Origin of the sequence: Weissella thailandensis (assembly GCF_005405465.1) — a bacterium.
Classification (GTDB): Bacteria; Bacillota; Bacilli; order Lactobacillales; family Lactobacillaceae; genus Weissella; species Weissella thailandensis.
The window spans coordinates 1-21,646 of the sequence record NZ_BJEC01000022.1 but is presented as its reverse complement, the minus strand read 5'-3'; the positions used below and the strand labels follow the sequence as shown (position 1 = coordinate 21,646).

The following is a 21,646-nucleotide window of genomic DNA, read 5'->3' as shown; positions in this document are numbered from 1 at the left end:
TGAACCGCGTGCTAGCGATATTAGCAATTAAAGAGGTAATGATACAGACAATCATTGCAATCGGAGTGGTACCGCGTATGAGCGTCTCTGTTATTGCAATGACTGCCTGTTTTTTTATTTAATATTTTTTGAAATGAGGCTTACATTAAAGATGAAAGAATTATCATCGGCTGAGGTTCGTAGCCTATTCTTGCGCTTCTTTGAAAGTAAAGGGCATAAAATTGAACCATCACAATCACTAATCCCACAAAACGATCCAACTCTTCTTTGGATTAATTCTGGTGTGGCGACTTTGAAGAAGTATTTTGATGGAACAGTTGTTCCTGATAATCACCGGATTACAAATGCACAAAAGTCAATACGAACAAATGATATTGAAAATGTTGGTCATACAGCCCGTCACCATACATTATTTGAAATGATGGGAAACTTTTCAATTGGTGATTACTTTAAAGAAGAAGTGATTCCATGGGCTTGGGAATTACTAACAAGTCCCGAATGGTTCGGCATGGATCCAGATAAATTATTTGTGACAGTGTATCCAGATGATGATGAGACCAAAGACATTTGGTTAAATAAGGTTGGTTTACCAAAGGACCATCTTTATGATGAACCAGATAATTTTTGGGATATTGGTGAGGGTCCTTCAGGACCTGATTCTGAGATTTTTTACGATCGCGGGGAAGAATTTAACGACCCTGATGAATCAGAAAATTATCCTGGTGGTGAAAATGAACGTTACTTAGAAATTTGGAATTTAGTTTTCTCACAATTTAACCACCTACCTGGTTTGACAGATAATAAAGATTATCCTGAGTTGCCAACAAAAAACATTGATACTGGTATGGGATTAGAACGTGTTGTATCTGTGTTCCAGCACGCTAAGACTAATTTTGAAACAGATCTATTTTTGCCACTTATTCATAAAACTGAAGAAATTTCAGGACAGTATAAGTACGGTGAAGATGATACAAAGGACATTTCCTTCAAGGTGATTGCTGATCATATTCGTGCCGTGACTTTTGCTATTGGTGATAGTGCATTACCTTCTAATGAAGGGCGTGGATACATTATCCGTCGACTACTACGTCGTGCTGTTTTGCATGGTCGTAAATTAGGTATCAATCAAGTGTTCTTAAAGGAACTTGTTCCTGTCGTTGGTCAAATCATGATTTCTTATTATCCTGAAATTGCTGATAATGCTGACTATATTTCTTCAATTGTTGAAGCAGAAGAAATTCGTTTCAATAAGACATTGACTGATGGCTTGTCATTATTGGACGGTGTGATTGAAAAGGCTAAGAATGATCAGGGAGTTATTGATGGTGCAGTTGCGTTTAAGCTATATGATACCTATGGTTTCCCATATGAGTTAACAGAAGAGTATGCTGTTGATGAAGGCTTGAAAGTCGATCGTGCTGACTTTGATAAAGAAATGAAAGCACAACAGGACCGAGCACGTGCAGCACGTTCTAATAACGCCTCGATGGGTGTTCAAAATGAATTATTGACAGGTTTAAAGACACCATCTCAATATGTTGGTTGGTCAGAATTAACAGTTGAACAAGCTGAGTTGTCTAATTTAATTGTCGACAATAAGTTAGTAGAAGAAGTTAACACAGGTGAGGCACAAGCAATTTTTGCAAAGACGCCTTTCTATGCTGAGATGGGTGGTCAAGTGGCTGATCTTGGTACAATTTATGATGAATCTGGTCAACTAGTTGCTAAGGTAACTGATGTACAAAATGCACCGAATGGACAACATTTACATACTTTGTCTGTCAGTGCACCAATGTCTAGTGGTAAGATATATAAACTTGATGTTGATCGTCCATATCATGATGCGGTATCAAAAAACCATACAGCCACTCATTTGTTAGACCAAACTTTGCGTAATGTTCTTGGAGAGCATACGACACAAGCTGGATCACTTGTTACTGCAGAAGGCTTACGTTTCGATTTTACTTATAATGGTTCAGTACCAACTGAAAAATTACAGGAAATCGAAGATATTATTAATCAAAAGATTATTGATAACTTGCCCGTTTCATGGATTGAGACAGATATTGAAAACGCTAAAAAATTAGGTGCGGTAGCCGTCTTTACTGAAAAGTATGGTGAAACTGTCCGAGTTGTTTCAATTGGTGATTATAATGTTGAGTTTGATGGTGGTACACACGCTAATTCAACAGCTGAATTAGGCATGTTTAAAATAGTTAGTGAACAAGGAACAGGTGCTGGTATTCGACGTATAGAGGCAGTTACTGGTGCTGGAGCAATGGCATTGTTCAAGTTGCATGATAGTTGGCTAGCTAAGGCAGCAGAACAAGTGAAAGCACCACAACTTTCTGAAATTAATGATAAGATTTCTGTCCTACAAACAGCACTTAAAGAGGCAGAACGTCAGTCAGCTTCTCTTGAGCAAAAATTGGCTAATCAAGAAGCTAATGCTGCGTTTGCAAACCCACAAAAGGTTAATAACTATACATTAATTGCAACTGAAATGGCGGTTGAATCAATGGACGTGTTGCGTTCAACTGCTGATACGTGGAAGCAAAGTACACCATCAGATGTATTAGTTTTGGCTGCTAATCTGGGTGAAAAGGTTAACCTATTGGTTGCAGTTTCTCCTTCAGCAGTTAAAAAGGGTATTAAAGCTGGTGAACTAGTAAAGGCAATCGCGCCAGCAATTGGTGGTGGCGGTGGTGGTCGCCCTGATATGGCTCAAGCTGGTGGTAAAAACCCAGCTGGTATCGCAGACGCCTTTAAGCAAGCAGCTGACTGGTTACAAGAAAAATAAAAGTTAGTTTTATTAATGAAAACCTTAAAGGGAGGTTTGGGTATAATGAGTTCATTGGATAATACAGCAGTATTTAAATTTGGTAATAATGAATCGCATGATGTCCGAAAGATGTTGGAAGTTGTATATGCAGCATTGGAATCAAAAGGATATAATCCGATTAACCAAATTGTTGGCTATTTAATTTCAAATGATCCGGCATATATTCCACGTGTTAATGATGCTCGAAATTTGATTCGTAAATTTGAACGTGATGAAATTATCGAGGCATTGGTAACGGACTATTTAGCAAAGTAATATAGTATAGGAAGAGGTCAAATGATATGAAGCGTATTCTAGGTTTGGATGTCGGTTCACGCACAGTAGGTGTTGCAGTTTCTGATCAGTTAGGATGGACTGCGCAAGGCGTGGAAATTATTCAAATAAATGAAGATGAGAAAGAATTTGGCATCGACCGAATGAAAGAATTAGTGACTAAGTATGAGCCGGGTGGTTTTGTTTTAGGTCTGCCTAAAAATATGAATAATACTTCGGGACCACGTGTTGATGCTTCACGCGCTTATGGTGAGTTGTTGAAAGAAACTTTTGGGTTACCAATTGATTTTCAAGACGAACGTTTGACAACTGTTGAAGCGGAGCGCATGCTAATTGAAGAGGCTGATACGTCTAGAAAAAAACGTAAAAAGGTTATCGATAAGTTGGCTGCTGGTTTGATTTTGCAAAATTATTTGGATCGTAAAGGACCACTAGTAAAGTAAGAAGGTAAACAAATGGATGAAGAACAAGACATTATTACGTTAGTTGATGATAATGGGGCTGAACAATTATTTGAAGTATTATTCACCTTCAAATCGGAAGAATATGGTAAGTCATATATTATTCTTTACCCGGCTGGTTCAGGCGAGGATGAAGAAGTAGAGATGCTAGCCTATATTTTTGACCCAGAAGAGACAAAGATTGCCACAGAAGGTGGTTTGACACCAATTGAGGATGATGCAGAATGGGCCATGGTCGAGGAACATTTGAATCAATTTTTAGATGAGCAAGAAGATTAATTAAAGGTTAGTTGAGAACATCTATCCAATGATATCGGATAGGTGTTCTTATTTTATTAGGAGAGATAAGATGGACGAAGCAGAAGTTTTTATTTTGACTGATTCAGATGGTCAAGAGCATGAATTTCAAGAGTTATTTTCATTTGATTCAGAGGATTTTCAGCGGTCGTATATCATCCTAGGTCCGGTTACGGAAAATGAAGATGAAGAGGTTGACGTTTTACCATTTATTTATGATAAAAATGCGGAAGAAGGCATGTTACAACCTATCGAAACGGATGAAGAGTTTGCGATGGTCGAAGAAGTCATGAATACGATTTTTAACGATCCAAAATTACAATAATTAATAAACTTTAAGTTAAGAAAGACTGGGACAAAAGGATTGTCTCAGTTTTTTTAATGCTGAAAATTTAGTGATTATAATGTGGAAAATTTAACTGTATCTACGTCTTTATTATTAGAAAGGGGGGGACATATGGTTCAAATTAAAGCATTATATTATCGCTATCAACATCAGATATGCTTTAGTATCATTTTAATTATTGTAGGGATTAGTCTATTAATTTGGTGGCAGGTTTCTCAAAGTAGTGACGGTGTGTCATCAAAAGATTTTACGACCGTTGCAGATCATCAAAAAGATGCAAAAAAAATAAAAAAAACAACAAATAATGAAAAATCAGCAAACATTGTGATTGATGTGAAGGGAGCTGTTCATCGACCAGGTGTATATTATTTTGACAAGCAACCAATCGTTGCGGAGGTGTTAAGCCGTGCAGGAGGAATTTTGTCTAGCGTTGACAGCTTTCGAATAAACCTGGCAGCAACGTTAACTAATGGGCAGGTTCTCTATATTCCAACGGGAAATGAACAAGTGCCTGATATGTATCCTTTACCTGGACAATCTCCACAGAATGTTCAAGATAATCTTCAGGATAATCATCCTGATCAATCTAGTAATGATAAGATCAACTTAAATACTTCTGACAGTGTGGCGTTACAAAAACTACCAGGTATTGGTGAAAAAAGAGCACAAGATATTATTAAACAGCGTGAAACGATGGGCGGTTTTAAAGTAGTTGCCGATTTACAGGAAGTAAATGGCATTGGTGCAAAAACATTTGCAAAATTGGAACCTTTGGTAACGGTATGAAATCAGGATATTTATTGATATTAGGGATGTGTTTAGCGTGCATTAATGTCGTATTCTTATATCATTTTTGGTGGGCTATTCCTGGTTTTTTATGGCTGATTATTTTGTTATATCGTAAATTTAATTTTCGCCTATTGAGCACTTGTATTTTAATAATCGTTCTGAGTTATTTTATGTATTGGCAGTTCGGTATCAGTCGTTTAGATAAACAAGCTATTGGTGACATTAATTCTTATCTTGTGATTCATCCTGATAATATCGATTTCAAGCCAGGTTATGGTTCTGGCACTGCTAGATTGACGACTGGTGAAAAAGTACGCATAAGTTTCAAAAAACAGGGTGAAATAGCAAAAAAATGTTCTCAAAGTTCATACCCAATTTTTGTTCAAATTACTGGTAAATTGAATCATATAAATGAAGCACGTAATGAATATTCTTTTAATCCTAATGCTTATTGGCGTAGTCGAGGCATTGTACATCGTTTACAGGTGAAAAAAGCAAAAGTATTAGGAGATGCCAAACCAAGGAATTTTTTCGAGTTAATAGTTTGGACGATTCATAGTTTCCATTGTCGGTTGGTGAATTGGTTTGAAAAATTACCCAAAGGATTAAGAGATTATGGGGAGACCTTACTGCTAGGCTATACACGTTCAGAATTTTATATTGAAAATGGTGGTATTCAATTATTAGGTTTGATGCATCTATTTAGTATTTCAGGATTTCAGGTAACAATTGTCTACCAAATATGGCGTCGCCTATCACAACGGCTATGGATACAACGTGAGCATTCACTGGTTATTGTGCAATTTATTTTAATTATCTTATGGGTATTTGCTGGGGGCGTGCAATCCTTGATTAGGCCCGTATTTTTAGGTGTGAGTCAAGCATGGCGTGATTTACATTGGCTCAATATTGATGCAAAGGATGCTTGGGGATTAGCATTAATAGGTGGGATGTTAATTGAACCAGGAGTTTTACATAATTTAGGCGGTCAACTATCTTACTTACTGACTTTTGGATTACTTTGGCTTCAGAATCGTCCCTCGTGGTATCAAAGTATCTGGCTATCATTTTTTATTTTACCGACATTATTATGGCATACTTTTAGTTGGCACCCAGTTAGTTTAATCGCTAATCTAATAATCGTACCTATTTTTGTATGGTTCATTATGCCTGTTATTACCCTTGGAATTCTTGCGACCATCTGTCATTTTATTTGGTTGCAAACTATTTGCGAATGGATTATTAATAACATGCAGCTATGCATTAAATGGGGAGAAAGGATACCTGGTGAATGTTTATTTGGTCGGCCATTAATGTTATTTTGTATTGTTTTGACTTTATTACCTTTGATATGGCTAGTATCTCAGAAAAAATATTGGCTTGTGGTATTGATTTGTTGCTATTCAATATCTTGGTTAACCCCGCGAATGTTTTCCGGTGGGTTTATTGCATTTTTTGATATTGGGCAAGGAGATACGACCATATTAAGGCCAACGCATCAACAAGTAACTATGGTTGATGTTGGTGGTAAATTTCAATTTTCGCAGAGTAATCAGAAAAAGCAACCTATTACCAACTATCAGGTTGAAGAATTAATTCATTTTTTAAAAGGACATGCCATTGATAATATTCAGCAGCTAATACTGACGCATAAGGACATTGATCATATAGGAAATGTTTCAGATTTCCTAGAACAGATTAAAGTCGCAAAAATATACGTACCTGCTGGTATGGAATGTCAGGCTAAATTTAATAAGCGAATCACGAAATACATTCACTCCGGAGGAAAGGTATGCCCAGTACTAGCTGGGATGAAAATTACTAAAGATATTCAAGTTTGCCATCCGATACAACAAGGAGTGGGTGAAAATGATGATTCCATCGCAGTCTATGTTAACTTTAAGCGGGTTAGACTAATGATGACTGGAGATTTGTCTAAAAAAGGGGAGAAAGAAATTCTTAAACATTATAATTTGCCACCAGTAGATATTCTTAAATTAGGTCATCATGGCTCAAAGACTAGTACTGATGCGGACTTTGTTAGTCATTTAAGGCCAAAATTTGGTATTGTTTCAGCCGGTGTGAATAATCGATACGGACATCCAAATAAGGAAACGTTGATGACTGCAAAAAAACATCATATTGTTATTTATAATACTGCTAAGCAAGGCATGATTAAGATAAAATGGGGGATTTTTAATTGTTATCGTTTATTTTACGTTCACAAATTAAAACATTAGTGGGCAGAAACGTCGAGACGTGCTATCTTATAATATAGAAAAAGTAGGAGGAACGTTGTTTTGACCGTAACTTTAACAGATGTTTTGAATGATGTGCAGACAGGACAACTACATCCAATTTATTTTGTCCAAGGTCAGGATCAATATTTATTGGACCTGGTTAGAAAAAATTTTTTAACCGTTATCCAGCCAGAAGACCGGACACTGAACTTGGCGCAATTTGATTTAACAGAAGTACCCTTAGGTATGGCCGTTGATGATGCTAAGTCAGTACCATTTTTCGGTGACCAACGAGTGGTGATTTTAGACAATCCGTATTTTTTAACCGGTGAACGTCAAAAAAATAATCTAGAACATCATGTTGAAGATTTGGTGAACTACATTAAGCAGCCTGAGCCGCAAACAGTATTAGTTATTTTTGCACCGTACGATAAGCTGGATAACCGTAAGAAAGTCACAAAACTATTGAAAGAACAAGCGAGATATCTCTCATTTGTGAACTTAAGCGAAAAAGATATTAACCAATTTGTTAGTGATCGGCTAAATGAAAGAGGTTATACAATTGATTCTGAAGCAAAACAAGAATTGATTCGATTAACCAATTCTTCGTTGACCCAGATGATGTCAGAGTTAGATAAATTAATGCTTTATACGGTAGCAGAAAAGCAGATTGGGGTTGCTGATGTCAAAGATGTAGTGACTTATACGTTGACTGAAAATATTTTTGATTTAATTGATAGTTTATTAAAGGGGCAATTAACGCGTACCGTTAATTTGTACCATGAGTTGCTAGCTACTGGTGAAGAGCCGCTTCGTTTGCATGGTGCGTTAATTGGTCAGTTTCGTTTGTTGCTACAAGTTAAATCTAACGTGAAAAGCGAAAAAGGAATCGCCTCTGAACTGAAAGTTCACCCATATCGTGTAAAATTAGCTAAGCGTACTGTCAGAAAATTTAGTTATGTTAGATTAGCAAGAGCATATCTTGGTTTAGTGGGGATGGAGGAACAACTGAAGTCGACCGCCCAAGATCCAGAATTATTATTTGAACTGTTTATCTTAAAATATAAAAATGAAATGACTGAATAAAAAGCTTGCATATAGTTATTTAATTTAGTATGATACTTAAAGTGCATTAGCACATGACCTTCTACTATGTTTGACGGTTCACCGTCGTCATACGTTGTTTGAGGCGACTATATTATGAAAGGTGGATATCCAACAATGGCTATTTCTGCAGAACGCAAGAATGAAATCATCAATGAGTTCGCTCGTCACGAAGGTGATACTGGTTCAGTTGAAGTTCAAGTTGCAGTGTTGACTGCTGACATCAATGAATTGAACGGACATATGTCAGAGCACAACCATGACTTTCACTCACAACGTGGCTTGATGAAGAAAATCGGTCACCGTCGTAACTTGTTACGTTACCTGCGTAACAAAGATGTACAACGTTACCGTGAGTTGATCCAAAAGCTTGGTTTGCGTCGTTAATATAAATATATTAATCACGTTTTTATTTTGACATTTATCATCGGAGGGAAAAGCGATGCCAATTATTGAGTCATCAATCCAACGTGCCCGCTTGAACAAGGTGCAACGCGAGCGTAACATCTCACAATTAAGTGCATACCGTACTGAAGTGAAGAAGTTCCGTGTTGCTGCTGAAACTGGCGAAGGTAACTTGCAAGAGTTATTTGCTTCAGCTTCATCAGCAATCGATCGTGCCGCAGCAAAGGGCTTGATTGCTAAGAACAAGGCTTCACGTGACAAGTCACGTTTAGCTTCATTGTTGAACAAGTAATTTATAATTACAAATAGACAATATGAAAAGGCTAGTAGCATATGCTACTAGCCTTTTTTATTGTTTTTTATTGTATAGATTATAGGTGTTATTTATATATATCATAATATTTTATTTTCAATTTAAACTATTTTAATAATATGATAAATGACTTACTGGTTTTCTAGTATGCGCTTATGTGGTAGTATTGTATTAAACATTTAAACGTTGGGTAAAATAATAAACCCGTGAAATACAATGAGAATAGGAAGATTATGGCAACTACATTAGACATTATGCCGTTTGGTGGTGTACGTGAAAATGGAATGAACATGTACGCCGTGACGGTCGATGAAGACATATTTATTTTAGATGCAGGATTGAAATATCCTGAAAGTGACTTATTAGGGGTGGATGTTGTTATCCCGGATTATGCTTACTTGGTTGAGCATGCTGATAACGTTGCTGGAGTATTTTTGACACATGGGCACGCAGATGCGATTGGTGCCTTGCCTTATCTGTTATCAGATTTGCAAGTTCCTGTATTTGGTTCAGAATTGACGATTGAATTGGCTAAATTAGCTATTCATAATCAACCTGGCCTAAGAGACTACGATGATTATCATATTGTGAAAGGAATTTCTGAAGTTAGATTTGGTAATGTGACAGTTTCCTTTTTTGAAACAACACATACAATTCCTGAATCGTTGGGCATTGTTATTGAAACATCAGTTGGCCAAGTGGTTTATACTGGTGATTTTAAGCTAGATACAACAGCATTGCCATACTATCAAACAGATTTATTGCGTTTGGCAGAAATTGGTCAAAAAGGTGTTGTTGCGTTATTAGCTGATGCAGCTGGAACTGCTCATATTGGTACACCAGATCATGAATCTGTACTAGGTGATTACATTTTAGAAAATTTCCACTTACACAAATCTGGTCGTATAATTGTCGCCGCAGTCGCATCAAATATTCAACGTATTCAACAGGTTGTTGATGCCGCGTATAAAGTTGGCCGAAAAGTTGTTATTTCAGGTAACGATTTAGAGAAGGTTGTGCGAACTGCTTTACGTTTGAAAAAGTTAATATTACCTATACCTGAAAATGAAATGTTTGTTTCTCTTAAAAACTTATCAAAGTTACCTGCTGATGAAACGGTTATTTTAGAAACAGGTCGTATGGGAGAACCAATTCGTCATTTGCAGCGTATTGCCCATGGTGATGATCGTAATATTAAAATTCAACCTGGTGACTTGGTATTTATCACAACGACACCATCTACTGCAATGGAGGGCTATGTTGCGAAGACACGTGACATGTTATTTAGAGCAGGAGCTACGGTAAAACAAATTTCTACTGACAAAAAGTCTTCGGGACACGCTTCCAAAGATGACTTTCAATTAATGTTGAATTTGTTGAAGCCGCAAAACGTTATTCCTGTTCAAGGGGAATATCGTGTCTTAAACGAAGCATACCGGGCAGCAGAACAAGTTGGATATGATGATGATCATGTATTTTTACTAGCTAAAGGTGATAAGCTACGATGGAATGGTGAAAAATTCTACCTTGGGGGCTCGATACAAGTAACGTCAACAATGATTGATGGTTCTGGGGTTGGCGATATTGGTTCGATTGTTTTGAATGATCGACGAATTTTATCTGAGGATGGTGTCTTTATTGCGGTTATCACAATCGATCGTAAAAAGAAAAAGGTTATCGCACCGGCGAAAATTGATTCGCGTGGTTTCGTTTACGTAAAGACGTCGCGTGATTTAATGCATGAAGCGGCAGAATTGGTTGAACAAACTGTTTCTGAAGGAGTTAAGAATACAAAGGATTTCGACTGGGGTAATTTGAAAAACTCAGTGCGTGATGCTTTAGGAAAATTCTTGTATGAAAAGACAAGGCGTAAGCCAGTTATTTTGCCAGTCATCATGGAGGCAAATCAGAATGGTCGTCGCCGTCGTCGAACACCATCACACCAAGGTAATAAAAGTAAGACGGTTGGTGCTAAATCGGCCAAAAAACAATCTAATAAAAAAAATACGTCAAAAAACAATGACAAAAAGTCTGGCGTAAAAACGGCTAATCATAAGCCAAATAAGCCTCGTCGGCAACGAAAAAATCATAAATCAAATAAGCAGGTCAAACAAACTGTTGATGCGAAATAAATAATCAGTTTGTAATTTAGATAAAAATTCTTTTTTGTTTAACAATATAGTTAAATGAATGAGAATTTTTTAGTTTAGGAGATGTTTTTCTGTCTAAATTAGAAGGGAATTTAGTATGACAAATAATGAAAAGGTCAATGAACAATACACTTCCTTGGTTGCGGAGGCGAAAGAGGAACTAAATAGTGACTTAGTTAGTCGAGCATTAGATACTTTAAATAGCGCATATCAATTACAACAGACAGAAGAAGTCAATCATCTCTTGGCGACCACGCTGGTTGCACAAGGACAATTTCAAGAAGCGCAGACAATTGCAGACGAATATTTAAGTTCATATGCAAAAGATGAGCAAAGTGCAAGAGTTTATCTAGATTTATCATTGCATAATCATTATTTTCTGAACGCATGGGAGTTTTTGACTTGGCTAGCTGAAGGGGTGCAGGAAAAATTACAGCCTAAAGTTGTTGATGCAGAAAATTCTTATCGGTTGAGTCAGGAGAAGACAATCCGTACGATTGCTCGACAATTTTATCATTTAAGTGATGGTAATACGGTTGAACAACAGAAAAGGTTATTGGCTGCAAATAAATTACCTTTAAATGATTATCTAATTGGAGCAAAGTTTGTTTTGCGCGATCCGTTCTTATCACAGATTTCACGAACGGCGGTATTAGATCAATTAAGGCGCCTAAGAATCAAGGAGCCCGTCGAATTTTTAGATTTAGACGGGCACACACAAACGTATATTCCAGCAAGTTTAACAGCTCTTAAGCAAAATGAAATTTACAATAATATTTTAAATGAATTGGATAAGTATGCTAAGACCCTGGGGACTGATATGGTTCATGGCCTTAGCGAGCAGGTTCATTTATTATTAATGATAGCTTATCCAGAGTTGTCAACTGCTGTACAGGATGCCACGAGTTGGGTTGATGGATTAGTAGCTGAAACTTTTGGATATCCTATGCCAAACGAATCAGATGAGCAAATTACTTGGCGTAAAAAAGCACAAAAAAGCCTAATGGAGTTACTTAATTAGAAAAAAACGGTAGATATAAAGAAAAATAAGTAAAAAATATTTACAAAAATAAGGAATTTATATATAATAATTTCAGTCTCATATAGAGAATTAAAAAGATTTTCGTATCTTGTTGTTTCAGTTATTAGGTATGTGTAGTATACTTAAACTAAGCAATAAGGTTGGTTCAAATCAACCTGCGAATAATAGGAGGACAAGCTTTTGGCTAAGGAAAATTACGAGCGCACTAAGCCGCACGTTAATATTGGAACTATTGGACACGTTGACCACGGTAAGACTACTTTGACTGCCGCAATCTCAAAGGTACTATCAGATAAGGGATTGGCTAAATTAGAAGACTTCGCCGCAATCGATGCTGCTCCTGAAGAGCGTGAGCGTGGAATCACGATTAACACTGCTCACATCGAGTACGAGACGGAAAACCGTCACTATGCCCACATCGATGCCCCAGGTCACGCGGACTACGTTAAGAACATGATCACTGGTGCTGCCCAAATGGACGGTGCTATCTTGGTTGTTGCTTCAACTGATGGTCCAATGCCACAAACTCGTGAGCACATCTTGTTGGCTCGCCAAGTTGGTGTTGACTACCTTGTCGTATACTTGAACAAGACTGACTTGGTTGACGATGATGAATTGGTTGACCTTGTTGAGATGGAAGTTCGTGAATTGTTGTCAGAATACGATTTCCCTGGAGATGATATTCCAGTTCTTCGTGGTTCAGCATTGAAGGCCTTGGAAGGTGATCCAGAACAAGTTAAGGTTATCGAAGAGTTGATGGATACTGTTGACTCATACATTCCAACTCCAGAGCGTGATACTGACAAGCCATTCTTGATGCCAGTTGAAGACGTATTTACGATTACTGGTCGTGGTACTGTTGCTTCAGGTCGTGTTGATCGTGGAACTGTTAAGTTGAACGATGAAGTTGAAATCGTTGGTTTGAAGGAAGATGTTCGTAAGACAGTTGTTACTGGTATCGAAATGTTCCGTAAGACTATGCAACAAGGTGAAGCCGGTGATAACATTGGTGCATTGTTGCGTGGTGTTGACCGTAAGGAAATCGAGCGTGGTCAAGTTTTGGCTAAGCCTGGTTCAATTCAAACGCACACTAACTTCTTGGCCGAAGTTTATGTTTTGACCAAAGAAGAAGGTGGACGTCACACACCATTCTTTACTAACTACCGTCCACAATTCTACTTCCACACAACTGATGTTACTGGTGTAGTTGAATTGCCAGAAGGTGTTGAGATGGTTATGCCTGGTGATAACGTAACATTCGATGTTCAATTGATTGCACCAGTTGCTATCGAAAAGGGATTGAAGTTTACTGTTCGTGAAGGTGGCCGTACTGTTGGTGCCGGAACTGTTTCAGACATCAAAGACTAATTTACGATTTGTCAGTTAGTTAATGATTATAAAAAGAGAGTTATTGCATTATTCATGTAATAACTCTCTTTTTTGAATTATAGGGAATTTTTTTGTACAATTTATCTTGAAGTTTTTTACGGTAAGCAGAATATTTTATGGCATAATATTGTCAAAATAATGTGTTTCCGATATACTGATTAGGTATGTAAAGATAAATTATGTCGTAAATAGTGTGAAGCTAGCGACTATTGGAGGAATAAACATGGCAAATGCAGTTTTCACTAAGGGTGAAGGCAATAAAGGAACAATCAAGTTTGAAGTTCCTGTTGATGTATATGAAAAAGGAATTGATGCAGCTTTTAACGAAGTAAAGAAGCAAATTAGCGTTCCTGGTTTCCGTAAGGGTAAGATGCCTAAGCAGGTATTCTTCCAAATGTATGGTGAAGAGTCATTGTATCAAGATGCTTTGAACAAGATTCTACCAGATGTTTACGGAGAAGCCGTTTCAGAGACAGGTGCAATTACTGTTGGACAACCAAAGATTGAAGCAGAATCAATGAACAAGGGTGAAGCTTGGATCTTGACTGCTGAAGTTGAATTAGCTCCTGAAATTGAACTTGGTCAATATAAGGGTGTTGAAGTTCCTGCTTCTGATACATCAGTTTCTGATGCAGATATTGATGAGGAACTTGCAAACATGCAACAAGGTCAATCTGAACTTGTCTTAGTTGACGAAGCTGCTAAGAACGGTGACACTGTTGTCATCGATTTTGATGGTTCAGTTGATGGTGTTCACTTTGATGGTGGACAAGCTGATAACTACTCACTAGAATTAGGTTCTGGCTCATTCATTCCAGGATTTGAAGAGCAATTAGTTGGTGCCAAGGCCGAAGACAAAGTAGATGTTAAGGTTACATTCCCAGAAGACTACCAAGCAGCTGACTTAGCTGGTAAAGAAGCAGTCTTTGAAGTAACAGTTCATGAAGTTAAGTCTAAGGAAGTTCCTGCACTTGATGATGAATTTGCTAAGGATGTTGATGAAGAAGTTGAGACATTAGCAGAATTAACAGAAAAAGTTAAGGCTCGTTTGGCTGACCAAAAAGCTTCTGCTGCTAAAGAGGCTAAGGAAGATGCAGCTGTTGCTGCCGCAGTTGACAACGCCAAGGTTGTTGGCGATGAAATTCCTGATGCAATGATCGATGAAGATGTTCACCGTCAAATGAACCAGATGTTTGCATCAATGCAACAACAAGGTATTTCACCAGAGCTTTACTACCAAATCACTGGTACGTCTGAAGATGATCTTCACAAGCAATATGAAGAGGGTGCTGAGCGTCGTGTAAAGACTAACTTGGTATTAGAAGCTATTGTTAAGGCTGAAGATATCAAGCCATCTGATGAAGAAATTGCTGCAGAAGTGAAGTCATTGGCTGAAGCTTACAATATGGAAGAAGATGCTGTTCGCAATGCATTGTCAGATGACATGTTGTCACATGACATTGCCATTAAGTCAGTTGTTGACTTGATTGTTGCTGAAGCAGTTGAAGCCTAAATATTGGTTTTAATAAAAAGGTTGGACTTTTGTGTAAGTCTGACCTTTTTTGTCTTTTTCCAGTAATGGAAGTTTGATACAATACTTACAGTATTATAATTTAATGGATAGAAGTTATAGGAGGTTGGACAGTGTTTAATACGACTGACGACTCGAATGGTGTTGCATACTGTTCATTTTGTGGTAAACCCTCTACTGAAGTCAAAAAGTTGATTGCAGGACCGGGTGTTTATATTTGTAATGAGTGTGTTGCACTAGCCCAAGATATTATTAACGAAGATATGCAACAAGATGCAGAAGCACGGACGCTAACACTAAAGACGCCGCGTGAAATCGTTGATAATCTAAATGAATATGTTATCGGTCAAGATGATGCTAAACATACTTTGGCAGTGGCTGTCTATAACCATTACAAACGTGTTAATGCAAAATTAACAGGTGAGACGGGTATAGAAGGTGTTGATCTACAAAAATCAAATATCGCAGTAATTGGACCAACTGGTTCTGGAAAAACTTATATTGCACAATCAATGGCTAAGTTACTAAATGTACCTTTTGCGATTGCGGATGCAACAACACTTACTGAAGCAGGTTACGTTGGTGAAGATGTTGAGAATATTTTGTTGAAACTTGTTCAAGCAGCTGATTATGATGTTGAACGAGCTGAAACTGGTATTATTTATATCGATGAGATTGATAAGATTGCTAAGAAAGCTGAAAATGTATCAATTACGCGTGATGTGTCTGGTGAGGGTGTACAACAAGCATTGTTGAAGATGTTGGAAGGTACAGTTGCTAGTGTGCCACCTCAAGGAGGTCGTAAGCATCCTAATCAAGAGTTTATTCAAGTTGATACAACGAATATTCTCTTTATTGTTGGTGGTGCTTTTGCTGGTATTGAACAAATGGTTAAAGAGCGTCTTGGCGCCAAAGTAATTGGTTTTGGTACTGATGCTAAAACACAACAATTACAAAACTCAGATAAGTCGGTGATGCAACAAGTATTGCCAGAAGATTTGATGAACTTCGGATTGATTCCAGAATTTATTGGACGTTTGCCAATCTTAACAGCCTTAGAGGAACTTACAGAATCAGATCTAGTGCGTATTTTGACTGAACCTAAGAATGCTTTAGTTAAACAATATCAAGCATTATTGGCTTTGGAAGACGTTGATTTGAAGTTTACTGATGATGCACTTAAGGCAATGGCACATTTGGCTATTGAACGTGAAACTGGTGCACGTGGACTACGCTCAATCGTTGAAGAGGTTATGCGTGATGTCATGTTCGATGTTCCTTCTCGTGAAGAAGTTACTGGAGTGGTAATTACAGAAGGTGCTGTATTACGTCAAGAGGAGCCAGAGTTAGTCACAGAATAGTGGGGTACAACGATGGAAGTTCATCAAGTTGAAATCGTGATGTCTGCAGTACGGGAATCACAATATCCAACAGATGATTTACCAGAGGTTGCTTTTGTTGGACGATCAAATGTTGGTAAATCATCATTCACAAATGTGTTAATTAATCGTAAGTCTTTTGCAAGAACATCAGCACAGCCAGGAAAAACACAGACCTTAAATTTTTATAAGGTTGAAAACCAAATTTTTTTCGTGGATGTTCCTGGTTATGGATATGCTAAGGTGTCAAAAAAAGCACGTGAAGATTTTGCTGTTATGATTGGCGAATACTTACGTAAGCGACAACCATTGAAAGGAATCGTCCAATTAGTAGATGCCCGGCACCTACCTTCAAAAGAAGACATCGAAATGTATAATTGGTTGATTTCAGAGGATATTGGGTTACCAGTATTAGTTGTGGCAACAAAAGCGGATAAAATTTCTCGTGGAAAATGGAATAAGGTCGAAGCGGATATAAAACGAAGTTTGCAATTCAACGAAGAGTTGTCAGATTTTGAAATTTTTTCAGCAGAAACCAAGTATGGAAAAGATAACGTTTGGGATTGGCTAGAAGCGCGAATGCTAGATGGTAGTGCATTTGATCCAGCTGATTTTGAATAGTTTAAAAATGATAGTGAAATAAAAAAGGCGTTATATTAAAACTTAGTCTTTGGGAACACGTTTCGCTTAAGGAGGTTGGGACACTTGTTTTGTTCCAACCTCTGTTTTTTTAAGGGCTTTACGGGAGTGTACCTAAGGCTGTATCCGAATTATTTTTTTGATATACTAATAACTAATGATAAATTAATGGAGGCTAACTAAGATGGCTGAGAAAACACGTTTTAAAGGAACAATTTTAGGTAAGGAACTAACAATTACTGCTAATGAATCACAAGCACATATGAAAGCAGTATTTGATTTGGCCAATGCCCAATTAGATAAGATGCAACAGGCTGCGCCAAAGTTGGATGATAATCAATTACTGACTTTGTTAGCAATTAATGCCTTGTCTGATCAATTAACAATGCAAGTTGAAAAGGATAAAGAAAATTAATGACAATTTTTTCTTGGATTATCATTATCTTGATAATTTTAGCAATGATTCATGGTTATCGGTTAGGGTTGGTTCGTAGTTTAACAATGCTGGTTGGTAGATTAATTGTTTATACCTTTGCCATTTTATTGGCCCATAAGTTTGGTAGTTGGTTGTATGATATGTTCGTTAATGGCATTGTTGCCAATTGGACGGCCACTAATGTACCAGCGACAGCAATGAGCCAACCAGGAGAATTTTTAGCATCGGCAATTGCTTTTACAATAATCATTTTAGTCGGTATGTCGATTGTCAAATCTATTGAACGAAGTTTACGCTTTATTAATAAAATACCAATATTGAGTACTTTAAATCATATAGGTGGACTACTTATATTTGGTTTGATTGTTTATGTTGAAGTATTCTTCGTTTTACAAATAACACAAACACTAAATATTCCTTGGTATACACAGGAGATGGCTAGTTCAACCGTTGCACAAGGAATAATGAATGATACACCTTATCTTTCTGAGGCCGTTTATGATTGGTGGTTATTGTAAGTAAGTTATTTTAATCATGAAAGTTGGTAGTAAAAATATAAAATGAATACAAAAATTTTAAAAACACTAGAGTATGATGCGGTAAAGGCACAGGTTAAGCCCTTTTTAGCAACAGTGGCGGGTGAAAAAGAATTACTTAACTTATCGCCAACGGCTGACGCACAATTAATGCAGCAATGGTTAGCTGAAACTGCAGATGCAGCTCGGGTTCTTCGTTGGCAGGGAGGAATCAGCATCCCAAAGCTAGCAGATGTTAAGCCCCATATGAAACGGTTACGTATTGATGCAGCATTAAGTGGAACTGAGCTTGCCCAAGTTGGTCGAGTGCTGTTTACAACTGGTCAGATTAGAAGCTTTTTTGAAAATCTAGTTGCTGATCGTGGTGAAGGTTTACCAGCATTAGCAGTTTATTATAATAAATTAGTATTATTGCCAGAACTAACGAGACGTGTGAATGTCGCTATTGATGGAGATGGACGTTTGAATGATGAGGCTTCATCAGAATTACATCGTATTCGACAAGCGATTACTGGGACGGAAAATGCGATTAGGCAAAAAATGCAAGATTATACGCGTGGTAAATCTGCGCAGTATTTGTCAGACCCGATTGTAACTATTCGTAACGAACGATATGTTTTGCCTGTTAAGGCAACGTATCGTCAAAAATTCGGTGGCGTTGTTCATGACCAATCACAAACAGGACAAACATTGTATATTGAACCTGCTGATGTCGTTGATATGAATAATCGATTACGAGAGTATTATTTACAAGAACGGCAAGAAGAAGAACGTGTGTTGATTGAATTATCAGCAAAACTAGCGCCAGAAGCGGATAATATAGAAAATAATGCGCAGGTCTTGGGACATTTAGATTTTTTAAATGCTAAGGCACGTTATGCGGTTGCAATCAAGGCTATTGAGCCAGAATTCAGTGCGGAAAATCATGTGCGATTATTAAAGGCCCGTCACCCATTGTTAGACCCAGATAAAGTGGTACCAAATGATATTACGATTGGTGAAGATTATAGTGCGATTATTGTAACCGGTCCAAATACGGGTGGAAAAACAATTACGTTAAAGACGCTTGGACTATTGCAAATAATGGCACAGTCGGGGTTCTTTATTCCTGCTGCTGAATATTCTAGCGTTGGTATATTTAAAGAAATTTTTGCTGATATTGGGGATGAGCAGTCAATTGAACAATCTCTCTCAACATTTTCAGCGCATATGGTGAATATAATCGATATTCTATCGAAGATGGATAAAGATTCTCTCGTATTGTTTGATGAGTTAGGAGCAGGAACGGATCCGCAAGAAGGAGCGGCTCTGGCGATGGCTATTTTAGACGCTGTAGGTGAAACAGGGGCTTACTCTGTTGCTACAACACACTATCCCGAATTAAAAGTCTATGGTTATAACCGAGCGGATACAATTAATGCATCTATGGAATTTGACATTGATTCTCTACGACCAACTTATAAATTCTTAATTGGTGTTCCAGGACGTTCAAATGCTCTTGAAATCGCTAAGAGACTAGGATTATCTGATAATATTATTAATAGTGCGTCTGCGTTGACGTCGGAAGACTCGCAAGAATTAAACGACATGATTGCGGATTTGGTTGCCAGAAGAAATGCTGTTTTGACGCAACAAGTTGAATTGACCCAAAAGGTTGTTGAAAATCGTCAATTGAAAAATGATTATGAGGCAAAGTTAGAGGCCATTGATAAACAGCGGGCCAAAACAGTAGAGGATGCTAAGAAAGAAGCTAATCATATTGTTGCTGATGCCCGCCGTAAAACGGACAAAATTATTGGTGATTTACATAAGATGGCGCGTGATGGTGCAACTATTAAAGAAAATAAGTTGATGGATGCAAAGGGTGCATTAAATGCTATGCATGAAGAGCCATCGGCGACAAATAATCGCATTTTACGTAAGGCTAAAAAAGCCAAGCAGGTACCACTTTCGGTGGGAGATACAGTCCTTGTTCGTGAGTATGGGCAGCAAGGGACGATTGTACGCCAATTGAAGGATCATAAATTTGAAGTTCAAATGGGGATTTTAAAAATGGTGTTGTCTGGTGACGAAATTGAAAAGCAGGATAAAGCGCCAACAAATGATCCAAAGCCAAGGAAGAATAAACAGCGTAAAACTTCACATGTTAATACAAATAAGGCAACAAATCGTGCTGAAGCAGCAGCAAAATTAGATTTACGTGGCGTTCGTTATGAGCCGGCTATGGCTGAATTAGATCGTTTTATTGATCAAGCATTATTAAATAATTTGTCATCCGTTGAAATTATCCACGGTAAAGGAACTGGAGCAATTCGTAAAGGTGTCCAGGAATATCTTCGCTCACACCGCCAAATTGAATCATTTAAATTTACGGGTCCTGATCAAGGGGCAACTTATGTGCAATTTAATTAAGACACATGTATCGACAAATTAGTTAACAGAGTTTATACTAACAATAAATAAGTATTAAGAGGGAGAGATTTTAATGGCTGTAACAGATATTAATGATGATAACTTCGTGGCAGAGACAAACTCTGGCGTGACAATTACTGATTTTTGGGCAACATGGTGTGGTCCTTGTCGTATGCAATCACCAGTTGTTGAGACGGTGTCAGAAAAAATGGATAACGTGAAATTCACGAAGATGGATGTTGATGAAAATCCAGCAACAGCTCAAGAGTTTGGTATCATGGCTATCCCAACTTTACTAGTTAAAAAGGATGGTGAGGTAGTTGAGCGTTTGACAGGCTTTACACCAGCTCATCAACTTGAGGCAATTTTGGCTAAGCACGTAGGTTAAGCGTAAATAGTTCTTAAATTTAGCTATCAATCGGCAAAAATGCTGATTGATAGCTTTTTTAATGGGGAATGACGCATTTATTGGGTAATTTAATAAAAACTATTGACGTTGCATGTACCTAGCAGTATATTAATAAAGCACGCTTTTTAAGGCATCTTTGAATAAAAGCGATGATGTAGCATATCATTAAAGTTTTTATTGACTTTGCTTAAAAACGTGTGTATTATTGATTGAGTTGTCTGTTATATCTTTTGGAATATGTTTTTAATGAATTCCTATAAAAAAGTTATTGACAATTTAACTTAACTTCTGTAATATGGATTAAGTTGTCAGCGAGACAACGACTGTTGATCATTGAAAACTGAATATCGTTTCGATGAAACAAATGTTTTGTATCAAGTAATTTACTTGATACAAAACATTTGTGAAGTCAATTCACTAATAAATTCGTTTAACTTCTGTTAAACAAATAACAACAAATTGAGTTATACTCAAACTTTTAAAATGAGAGTTTGATCCTGGCTCAGGATGAACGCTGGCGGCGTGCCTAATACATGCAAGTCGAACGCTTTGTTTTTAATTGATATGAAGAGCTTGCTCTGATTTGATTTTATCTGACAAAGAGTGGCGAACGGGTGAGTAACACGTGGGTAACCTACCTCTTAGCAGGGGAT

At 37.4% G+C, this 21,646-nt stretch carries 20 protein-coding genes and 1 rRNA gene; all 21 read left to right on the top strand.

All coding sequences use genetic code 11. The annotated features are described in order from the left end of the window. The first annotated feature begins 151 nt into the window (after positions 1 to 151). A complete protein-coding gene (gene alaS, locus FFM62_RS08945) occupies positions 152 to 2,800 on the top strand; it encodes an alanine--tRNA ligase (RefSeq protein WP_115471668.1) in 2,649 nt (882 codons plus the stop codon). 45 nt (positions 2,801 to 2,845) lie between these two features. Beyond that, a complete protein-coding gene (locus FFM62_RS08940) occupies positions 2,846 to 3,097 on the top strand; it encodes an IreB family regulatory phosphoprotein (protein WP_002829001.1) in 252 nt (83 codons plus the stop codon). A 26-nt stretch (positions 3,098 to 3,123) separates the two neighbouring features. Further along, positions 3,124 to 3,558 (top strand): Holliday junction resolvase RuvX, encoded by a 435-nt coding sequence (ruvX, locus tag FFM62_RS08935; protein WP_075269876.1) that lies wholly within the window; start codon positions 3,124 to 3,126, stop codon positions 3,556 to 3,558. Positions 3,559 to 3,570: 12 nt separating this feature from the next. Beyond that, complete coding sequence (locus FFM62_RS08930) at positions 3,571 to 3,855, top strand: DUF1292 domain-containing protein (protein ID WP_115471667.1); 285 nt, start codon at positions 3,571 to 3,573, stop codon at positions 3,853 to 3,855. A 70-nt stretch (positions 3,856 to 3,925) separates the two neighbouring features. Beyond that, the gene (locus FFM62_RS08925) at positions 3,926 to 4,198 is read left to right on the top strand and encodes a DUF1292 domain-containing protein (protein ID WP_115471666.1); all 273 of its coding nucleotides are present in this window, start codon (positions 3,926 to 3,928) and stop codon (positions 4,196 to 4,198) included. A 132-nt stretch (positions 4,199 to 4,330) separates the two neighbouring features. Continuing rightward, the gene (locus FFM62_RS08920; RefSeq protein ID WP_115471665.1) at positions 4,331 to 5,005 is read left to right on the top strand and encodes a helix-hairpin-helix domain-containing protein; all 675 of its coding nucleotides are present in this window, start codon (positions 4,331 to 4,333) and stop codon (positions 5,003 to 5,005) included. A gap of 173 nt (positions 5,006 to 5,178) precedes the next feature. After that, positions 5,179 to 7,248 (top strand): ComEC/Rec2 family competence protein, encoded by a 2,070-nt coding sequence (locus FFM62_RS08915; protein WP_170178057.1) that lies wholly within the window; start codon positions 5,179 to 5,181, stop codon positions 7,246 to 7,248. A gap of 60 nt (positions 7,249 to 7,308) precedes the next feature. Next, positions 7,309 to 8,334 carry a DNA polymerase III subunit delta gene (gene holA, locus FFM62_RS08910; protein WP_115471663.1) on the top strand — a complete coding sequence of 342 codons (1,026 nt, stop codon included), beginning with the start codon at positions 7,309 to 7,311 and terminating at the stop codon, positions 8,332 to 8,334. 135 nt (positions 8,335 to 8,469) lie between these two features. Next, a complete protein-coding gene (gene rpsO / locus FFM62_RS08905; protein ID WP_075270627.1) occupies positions 8,470 to 8,739 on the top strand; it encodes a 30S ribosomal protein S15 in 270 nt (89 codons plus the stop codon). Positions 8,740 to 8,794: 55 nt separating this feature from the next. Then, positions 8,795 to 9,049 carry a 30S ribosomal protein S20 gene (rpsT, locus tag FFM62_RS08900; RefSeq protein ID WP_115471662.1) on the top strand — a complete coding sequence of 85 codons (255 nt, stop codon included), beginning with the start codon at positions 8,795 to 8,797 and terminating at the stop codon, positions 9,047 to 9,049. A 254-nt stretch (positions 9,050 to 9,303) separates the two neighbouring features. Further along, complete coding sequence (locus FFM62_RS08895; protein WP_115471661.1) at positions 9,304 to 11,202, top strand: ribonuclease J; 1,899 nt, start codon at positions 9,304 to 9,306, stop codon at positions 11,200 to 11,202. A gap of 115 nt (positions 11,203 to 11,317) precedes the next feature. Continuing rightward, positions 11,318 to 12,241 carry a hypothetical protein gene (locus FFM62_RS08890; protein WP_115471660.1) on the top strand — a complete coding sequence of 308 codons (924 nt, stop codon included), beginning with the start codon at positions 11,318 to 11,320 and terminating at the stop codon, positions 12,239 to 12,241. 201 nt (positions 12,242 to 12,442) lie between these two features. Continuing rightward, complete coding sequence (tuf, locus tag FFM62_RS08885; protein WP_115471659.1) at positions 12,443 to 13,630, top strand: elongation factor Tu; 1,188 nt, start codon at positions 12,443 to 12,445, stop codon at positions 13,628 to 13,630. 244 nt (positions 13,631 to 13,874) lie between these two features. Further along, a complete protein-coding gene (gene tig / locus FFM62_RS08880; RefSeq protein WP_115471658.1) occupies positions 13,875 to 15,164 on the top strand; it encodes a trigger factor in 1,290 nt (429 codons plus the stop codon). Between the two features lie 131 nt (positions 15,165 to 15,295). Beyond that, positions 15,296 to 16,543, top strand: a complete 1,248-nt coding sequence (gene clpX, locus FFM62_RS08875; protein WP_115471657.1) for an ATP-dependent Clp protease ATP-binding subunit ClpX — start codon at positions 15,296 to 15,298, stop codon at positions 16,541 to 16,543. A 12-nt stretch (positions 16,544 to 16,555) separates the two neighbouring features. After that, entirely contained in the window at positions 16,556 to 17,182 is a 627-nt protein-coding gene (gene yihA / locus FFM62_RS08870; protein WP_115471656.1) for a ribosome biogenesis GTP-binding protein YihA/YsxC, read from the top strand. 202 nt (positions 17,183 to 17,384) lie between these two features. Further along, a complete protein-coding gene (zapA, locus tag FFM62_RS08865; RefSeq protein ID WP_115471655.1) occupies positions 17,385 to 17,615 on the top strand; it encodes a cell division protein ZapA in 231 nt (76 codons plus the stop codon). Continuing rightward, on the top strand, positions 17,615 to 18,154 hold the full coding sequence (locus FFM62_RS08860) for a CvpA family protein (RefSeq protein ID WP_115471654.1): 540 nt from the start codon (positions 17,615 to 17,617) through the stop codon (positions 18,152 to 18,154). Before zapA ends, FFM62_RS08860 begins: the two co-directional genes overlap by 1 nt. A gap of 42 nt (positions 18,155 to 18,196) precedes the next feature. Further along, positions 18,197 to 20,584, top strand: coding sequence for an endonuclease MutS2 (locus FFM62_RS08855; RefSeq protein ID WP_115471653.1), 2,388 nt, complete (start codon positions 18,197 to 18,199; stop codon positions 20,582 to 20,584). Positions 20,585 to 20,657: 73 nt separating this feature from the next. After that, entirely contained in the window at positions 20,658 to 20,972 is a 315-nt protein-coding gene (trxA, locus tag FFM62_RS08850) for a thioredoxin (protein ID WP_115471652.1), read from the top strand. 500 nt (positions 20,973 to 21,472) lie between these two features. Then, a 16S ribosomal RNA gene (locus FFM62_RS08845) occupies positions 21,473 to 21,646 on the top strand; the annotation flags it as partial.

Coding starts and splice junctions, on each gene's coding strand:
- alaS (WP_115471668.1), top strand. CDS start 152: ATGAAAGAATTATCATCGGCTGAGGTTCGTAGCCTATTCTTGCGCTTC.
- FFM62_RS08940 (WP_002829001.1), top strand. CDS start 2,846: ATGAGTTCATTGGATAATACAGCAGTATTTAAATTTGGTAATAATGAA.
- ruvX (WP_075269876.1), top strand. CDS start 3,124: ATGAAGCGTATTCTAGGTTTGGATGTCGGTTCACGCACAGTAGGTGTT.
- FFM62_RS08930 (WP_115471667.1), top strand. CDS start 3,571: ATGGATGAAGAACAAGACATTATTACGTTAGTTGATGATAATGGGGCT.
- FFM62_RS08925 (WP_115471666.1), top strand. CDS start 3,926: ATGGACGAAGCAGAAGTTTTTATTTTGACTGATTCAGATGGTCAAGAG.
- FFM62_RS08920 (WP_115471665.1), top strand. CDS start 4,331: ATGGTTCAAATTAAAGCATTATATTATCGCTATCAACATCAGATATGC.
- FFM62_RS08915 (WP_170178057.1), top strand. CDS start 5,179: ATGTATTGGCAGTTCGGTATCAGTCGTTTAGATAAACAAGCTATTGGT.
- rpsO (WP_075270627.1), top strand. CDS start 8,470: ATGGCTATTTCTGCAGAACGCAAGAATGAAATCATCAATGAGTTCGCT.
- rpsT (WP_115471662.1), top strand. CDS start 8,795: ATGCCAATTATTGAGTCATCAATCCAACGTGCCCGCTTGAACAAGGTG.
- FFM62_RS08895 (WP_115471661.1), top strand. CDS start 9,304: ATGGCAACTACATTAGACATTATGCCGTTTGGTGGTGTACGTGAAAAT.
- FFM62_RS08890 (WP_115471660.1), top strand. CDS start 11,318: ATGACAAATAATGAAAAGGTCAATGAACAATACACTTCCTTGGTTGCG.
- tig (WP_115471658.1), top strand. CDS start 13,875: ATGGCAAATGCAGTTTTCACTAAGGGTGAAGGCAATAAAGGAACAATC.
- yihA (WP_115471656.1), top strand. CDS start 16,556: ATGGAAGTTCATCAAGTTGAAATCGTGATGTCTGCAGTACGGGAATCA.
- zapA (WP_115471655.1), top strand. CDS start 17,385: ATGGCTGAGAAAACACGTTTTAAAGGAACAATTTTAGGTAAGGAACTA.
- FFM62_RS08860 (WP_115471654.1), top strand. CDS start 17,615: ATGACAATTTTTTCTTGGATTATCATTATCTTGATAATTTTAGCAATG.
- FFM62_RS08855 (WP_115471653.1), top strand. CDS start 18,197: ATGAATACAAAAATTTTAAAAACACTAGAGTATGATGCGGTAAAGGCA.
- trxA (WP_115471652.1), top strand. CDS start 20,658: ATGGCTGTAACAGATATTAATGATGATAACTTCGTGGCAGAGACAAAC.